The sequence below is a fragment of the Nocardia sp. NPDC004711 genome, from assembly GCF_053601595.1.
In genome coordinates this window covers 17,265-23,284 of the sequence record NZ_JBSGCB010000090.1, presented here as the reverse complement: position 1 = coordinate 23,284, position 6,020 = coordinate 17,265, and the positions used below count along the sequence as shown (strand labels likewise).

8 protein-coding genes are annotated in these 6,020 nt (G+C 64.9%); 7 read left to right on the top strand and 1 reads right to left on the bottom strand.

What is annotated here, in order from left to right; genetic code table 11:
* Nucleotides 1–281 precede the first annotated feature (281 nt).
* From ACWEKS_RS45405 to ACWEKS_RS45390, 4 genes are all read left to right on the top strand, one after another.
* Entirely contained in the window at nt 282–1,100 is an 819-nt protein-coding gene (locus ACWEKS_RS45405) for a hypothetical protein (RefSeq protein WP_452345894.1), read from the top strand.
* A gap of 218 nt (nt 1,101–1,318) precedes the next feature.
* Nucleotides 1,319–1,819 carry a hypothetical protein gene (locus ACWEKS_RS45400; protein WP_452345893.1) on the top strand — a complete coding sequence of 167 codons (501 nt, stop codon included), beginning with the start codon at nt 1,319–1,321 and terminating at the stop codon, nt 1,817–1,819.
* A gap of 712 nt (nt 1,820–2,531) precedes the next feature.
* On the top strand, nt 2,532–3,329 hold the full coding sequence (locus tag ACWEKS_RS45395) for a hypothetical protein (protein WP_452345892.1): 798 nt from the start codon (nt 2,532–2,534) through the stop codon (nt 3,327–3,329).
* A 79-nt stretch (nt 3,330–3,408) separates the two neighbouring features.
* Nucleotides 3,409–3,588, top strand: a complete 180-nt coding sequence (locus ACWEKS_RS45390; protein ID WP_452345891.1) for a hypothetical protein — start codon at nt 3,409–3,411, stop codon at nt 3,586–3,588.
* Between the two features lie 30 nt (nt 3,589–3,618).
* Here the strand turns inward: ACWEKS_RS45390 and ACWEKS_RS45385 are convergent, their stop codons facing one another.
* Nucleotides 3,619–3,789 (bottom strand): hypothetical protein, encoded by a 171-nt coding sequence (locus ACWEKS_RS45385; RefSeq protein ID WP_452345890.1) that lies wholly within the window; start codon nt 3,787–3,789, stop codon nt 3,619–3,621.
* 50 nt (nt 3,790–3,839) lie between these two features.
* Here ACWEKS_RS45385 and ACWEKS_RS45380 point away from each other — a divergent pair, with 50 nt between their 5' ends.
* From ACWEKS_RS45380 to ACWEKS_RS45370, 3 genes are all read left to right on the top strand, one after another.
* On the top strand, nt 3,840–4,163 hold the full coding sequence (locus ACWEKS_RS45380; protein ID WP_452345889.1) for a hypothetical protein: 324 nt from the start codon (nt 3,840–3,842) through the stop codon (nt 4,161–4,163).
* A 253-nt stretch (nt 4,164–4,416) separates the two neighbouring features.
* Entirely contained in the window at nt 4,417–5,226 is an 810-nt protein-coding gene (locus ACWEKS_RS45375; protein WP_452345888.1) for a ParA family protein, read from the top strand.
* Nucleotides 5,223–5,699: a hypothetical protein gene (locus tag ACWEKS_RS45370; protein ID WP_452345887.1), complete on the top strand. Its 477-nt coding sequence runs from the start codon at nt 5,223–5,225 to the stop codon at nt 5,697–5,699. The genes ACWEKS_RS45375 and ACWEKS_RS45370 overlap by 4 nt, the downstream gene beginning before the upstream one ends.
* The last annotated feature ends 321 nt before the right edge of the window (nt 5,700–6,020 follow it).

Below are 6,020 nucleotides of genomic sequence, written 5' to 3'. Positions count from 1 at the left end.
GGCGTTGGCGCGCCGAGTAGATCGAAACCTGTTGATTGTCAGATCATCCGGGAAGGTACGCCCTCCCGGTCATCCACAGATTTTGATCATTGCTCACACGCTGACCAGGCGACTCTATCCACTCCGCAATGCATCGACCGCGGATTGAAACAAAGCCGGACTTGCACGAAATCCGCCACTCCGCCGGGCACATTGCCCAACTTGACAGTTCTAAAACTGCTAACCTGGGAGTGACCGGCAGTTGTAGAACTGCCAGCATGTTCGAATGGAGTCCCTCTCCCATGCCTTCTCCCGCAGAGATCCTGACCGAAGACCAGCGTCTACTGCTCGCCGCGGCCGGGCCCGCGACGCTCCTCCGCGTGCTCACCGATCCGGACTACGGGATTGCCGAACTGTTCGATTCGCATCGCAGCTGCACCATCACCGATGAGGTGTACGCGCTGCGCCCGGAGTGGAAGGCCGCACGCGTGCTCTTCGCCGTGGATCCCAAGCACGGCATCCACCTCATGCGCTCGCTCCTTCGTGATAGTCCCGATGCCCCGAAGGTCTCGATCTCACGCAAACGGCTGCACGCGTACGCGGCGAGCCTGCCGCCGGCGTGGATCGAGGCGTTGCGCGGATTGCGCGGCTCCTACCGACTGATCATCGATGACGCGGTATGGCAGGCGCTGCTGCTGCCGGGTCGCCCCTACCGAGATCAGATGGAACAGATCAACGCGGGCAGTTCTAAAACTGTCCCTGCTGCTACGGTTGATCGCATGCCGAGCGAGCATGAGTACGAACCGGTCGAAACCGTGGCGCTGGGCGACAAGATGGCCGAACTACTTGCCGCTTGGGAGTCCGGGGAGCCGTTGACCGGCGGGCAGTTGTTCGGCCTGCCGCCGCTGGACGGGGACGTGTGGGTCGATATCGCTGGCGCATCGGTGATCACCCGTGTCGAGCCCAAGACCATCACGTCGTTCCTGTCGCGTGGCAAGCCGAAGGCGTGCCCGTTCCCCACCCCGAGCAAGTTCCTCGGGCGGCTCTACTGGCCCGCCACCACGCTGTTGTCGTGGACCACCCAATACAAACTGGTCCGCCGTACCGAGCCGACTACCTAGCCAACGCATCGCCGAAATCGAACACAGATGCTTACATCTCCACATTCGAATCTCGGAATGAGAGCACATTCATTCCGAGCATCTGCACATGCATCGCGTATGAGGTTGCGCGCCAAAGGATTTCACTTCACATAAGCGCCCTTTGGTGTCGGTGCTCCTACCTACCCTGAATGCGCAGGGTGCGCGGAAGTCACTGCGCGAGCAAAGGGGATCTGGGGATGAACCGTCGTCGTACACGTCTTGTCCGCCTGTTCGCGGCCGTCGCCGCGGCCGGCGCGTTGATGCTTTCGGCCGGATGCGGGACGCAGTCACCGAAAGAGCAGGCCGATCGCGAACACAGGGCGGCGACCGTCCCGGTGTTCAAGTTGCACATGATGAAAGACCTGTGGTCGCGGACGAACAGCGACAGGTCGGGAGAAAGCGGGGACGGACGCAAGGTCGACAAGCCGAAAAGCCTGACCGAAGACCCGGCAACGGGCATGGCGACCATCGAGCTCACGGGCGCGCAGATGGTGGACTACCTGGAGATCCTCGACTACAACGCCCACGGCGGCGGAGGTGCGCATGACGAACCCCTCGCCAGCGGCGTCTACGACCAGGTGGCGCCTGTCATCGACAAGATCCAGACACCGCCAGCAGCCGATGCTCCAGCGCCGGAGATCACCATCAGCTCGGCGATCAAACCCTCGGCAGTGTCTCCTACCACCACGCCGAAGTAGTTCCCGGCCCACGGGGTCCAACTGACCGAGGAGTCACTCTAAGCGCCTGTTTTCGATCCCAGGGAGTTCACGGGTTCAGCCGATCAGATCCCTACGGTGCCGCGCCGACTCTGCGTTGCGTGTCGCGTCGGCTTGCTGATCCATTGGACACGCCCGATACCACAGATCATGTGCCACCAAGTACGTGGGATCAGCCGTAACTGGGCGATCATGGACCGCACCTGTCTCGCTGCCGCACCGCAGACACGGTGAGGCCGATGCCGATTCCAGAAACCCTGCCAGCCGCTCCCGGAAGTTCGCCGGATACCGCGCGGTGTCGATCCCGACGTCGAGTGCGTGGCCGCAAGCGAATCGGATCGGCAGCCAGAACAGGATCGTGGGATCTGATGTCGGTAGCTGTGTGTCGGGCCTGAGCCCTTGCTCGTGGCCCCACTGGGCGCGCTGCTGCTGCTCACGAAGACGTGTCTCACTCTGGGGTTTCGGCCCCCGGTTCGGGTTCCTCCGGCCCGCGCGTTTGGTCATGCCGCACACCATCGCATGTCCAGTCCCCTCATCGTGGTCCACCGCGCGGGCGGCGGGGACATCGTCGACCCTTGATCGGACACACACGGCGAATGCCGGTAACCCTCGCGATTCCGGGCCTTGCTTGCTGCTCATCGTGTCGCTCGAAAGCTGTTGGCAGACAGTGTGAATAACTGGCTAACCTGGCGTGGTGAAATCTGCCTTCGCGAAGCTCGACCACGCGCGCCGCCGCCTGGCCGAGCTGACCGCCGTCGTCGAGAAATACCGGGCGTCCGAGCCGATCACCTACGGCTATGTCGCGGTGGACAACCCGTTCTCGGACTCGCTCACCGACGTCGTCTACAGCGCCCGGGTCCGCGAGCCGATCCCCGACGAATGGCCGCTGCTGACCGGGGACGTCCTGACGAACCTGCGTGCGGCCCTGGACCATTCGGTATACGGGCATGCCGACGCCCGCAACGAGCTCACCGACAAGCAGCGCAAGGCATTGCAGTTCCCGATCATCGAGAAGCTCGACAGCTGGAACAACTCGAAGACCGGACCGCCGGTCACTCTGGCGCCGCTGCTCGACCCGAAGGTGTTCGCGGTGATCGAGAAGCGTCAACCGTGCCATGCCGACGGCCAGGACAACCCGTTGGCGCTGCTCAATGAGCTGGTCAACGGCGACAAGCACCGCACACTGCGGGTTATCACCTACAACCACCGCACCTTCCGCATCGTGGAGACCGAGGCCGAGGTCGTGGCCGTCACCTCGATGGCTGGTGAAATGACCGACGGCGCGGTCCTGGCCCGTGTCACCTGTAAACGTCCCGCGGACCCTGGGCCTGTCGCCCGCATGCACTCGATGCACGCGCGGGTCGAGTTCGGGTACGCCGAGGAGATGCACGTCCCTTCCCTGCAGATGGGGCTCTCGCTGCTGGACACCCTCGGCAACCTCACGGACGGGGTCGACATCATCCTGCGGGAGCTGGAGCACGTCGGCTGCTGATCCCTGCGACGGTGGGCCGTGATCGGGCACCGGGCGTGTGTCACCTGCGGCTGACGCTGGAGGCGGTGCCGAGCGCGCTGTGGGACAACGAACTCAACCTCAGCTGACCGCCGCAGCCGAGGTCACCGACGCGCAGGCCCGGCTCACCGAGGCGGTTCAGCAGGCGCGTAGGCAGGCCGCGTCATGGGAAGCGATTGGCCGCGCCGCCGGCATGACCCGCCAGTCCGCACATGAGCGCTGGTCCAAACTCGAACGCTAGGAATGTCGTCGCCCAATGAGCTACAAGGCGCTAGCCCTGATCGGCGGAGACGAGGCTGGCCTGCCGTGCAGGGAACGGATATCGCCCGGGTGCGTCAATCTCGGCGGATTCGACGATCGCATGGTCGCCGTCGATCTCGCGCACCTCGAACACAGACTGTCCACCAGCCACCAGAAGCACGCGATCACCGACGTTCACCATTCCGGAAGCCTATCCCGGACAACCGGCCAGTATGTGCAAATATCGAATGCGTGTTCGAGTACTGGAGTGAAGAGTTCACCGCGGCACAGCGGCGCGTCGTCGACCCGCCGGTGCCGGTACTCGTCGACCTGAGCGTCGCCATTCCGACGAGCGGCCCGTTCCGCAGAGACGCGGTGTCGATGCGCATCAAGAGCGGTGCGCTCGACCTCACCGCCACCGTGCCCGGCCTGCTCTACGCGTGGGCGCAGTGCACCGACGGAACCTGGATCGGACTCGTCGGGTTCGCCATCCCGACCGCCAACAAGCGCGGACGCATCGAGACTCGGCAATGGACCCCGGGAAACGCCTTGTCGCAGAAAGCGAGCACGCGCTGAAATCTCGGACTCGCGTACGCGATCGCCCGAGTACCCGAGTGATCGGGCGCGTACGTACGCGTGGGCAGGCGCACGCGCGCACGCGCGTATATCCAGACCCGTGTGCGCTTGTCCAGCTGGACACGCTGACACGCGTGCATGCGTTCCAGCGTCAGCGTGTCCGCTCGCTTCGCGCGCCCGAATGTGCGACGGTGCCCTCGAACAACGGGGCACACGGACCCCCGAACTGACTGAGCGACAGAGGGATCAGGGCATGGCAGCCGAGGTAATCGCGTTCGCGAATCAAAAGGGCGGGGTCGGCAAGTCCACCGTGACCATCTGCTCGGCTCGTGGCGCGAGCGTCTATCACGGAGCGCGAGTGCTGGTGTTGGACATGGACCCGCAGGGCAACACGACTTCGGCGCTGGCCCGTGATGACGCCGACCCGGACGAGGTGACCCTCGCCGACGCGATCATCCCGGACACCGATGTGACGCTGCGGGATGTCATCGTGCCGACGATCTGGGACGGCATCGACCTGGCGCCCGGCGGGGAGACCCTCGCCGTGGCCGAACACAAGATCGGCGCAACCAATTTCGGCCGCGAGCATCGGCTTCGGGAGGCGCTGACGTCCGTGGTCGACGACTATGACTTGATCCTGGTCGACAACGCGCCGGCACTGGGACTGCTGCTGATCAACTCCCTGACCGCCGCGAAGAAGGCCATTCTGGTCAGCGAGGCGGACAAGTGGTCCGCGGACGGGCTGGCCCTGCTCGGCAAGACGATCGCCGGGGTACGGGCCTACCACAATCAGCAGCTCGAGATCGCGGGCACCGTGGTCAACAAGTGGCGCGGCACCGGCAACGAAAACCGCACCGCCGACGAGATCGTCACGGGCATGGCCCGCCACTTCCCGGGCGTACCGGTCTGGATGGATCACCGAATTCCGTTGTGGGTGGGGATCAAAGACAGCATCGACGCCGGGATCGGCCTCGACCAGGCGGCCACCAAGCTGCGCATCCTCGGTGAGGATGTGTTCCGGCCGATCACCGCGCACATGCTCGGCAAGGTGGTGGCCGCATGACCCCGGCCGTGGAGCCCCGTAAGAAGTCGGCCCTCGCCGGGGAACACCCCGCCTGGTCGGTGCCCGCCAACCCGGCAACCCCGGCCGGACCGGTCCCAGCACCTCCGGCATCCAATCCTGTTGCCGCTGTCGCGAACACGGCCGCGGCGCCGGCGGTCTCGAAATCGCGCAGCACCCCCTCGGTGGGGAAGCCTGCGACGAGGGAGGCACCGCGTGGGAGGAGTCGCGATCTCGCTGAAGCGCGTGGCCGTAAGCGCACCCGCGATGCGGCCTACGCCTGGGCTGCCGCCGAGCAGAAGGCGCTGCTGCGGCTCGAGGAGTTCGTCGCCGAACTCGGCGCGGCGCTCGAACGCGGGACCGACGTCAATGTGCTGGGGGAGTACATCACTGAGGCGTGCGAGCGGAACGGGATCGATCGCAACCTGCTGCCCGCCGAAGTGCTGACCGCGGCCGGGCTGCCCACGAACAGCTGAATCTTCCGCAACGCCGCGAACAGCGGAAAGACCACCGGCAGCCGCCGCAATCGGCCTGGTCGACCAAGCCTCGGCATGTAGCGGGCCCGGAAGAAGATCGACACGATCTCGTGAGCGAATTACCAGACACCTCAAGAAAGTTCCTACACTGGCAGCCATGACGATCGACGACGAGCTGTTCGGCCGGGTGACCACCGGCCCGCAGCAGGCTGTCCTCGATCGCTTCAATGGGTCTTTCTCGGTCGATGCCTTTTCGGGGATGTCGTCGATGAAGGCGATCGCCTCGGACACGTCGGCGATGTCGTCGATGAAGGCGTTCAT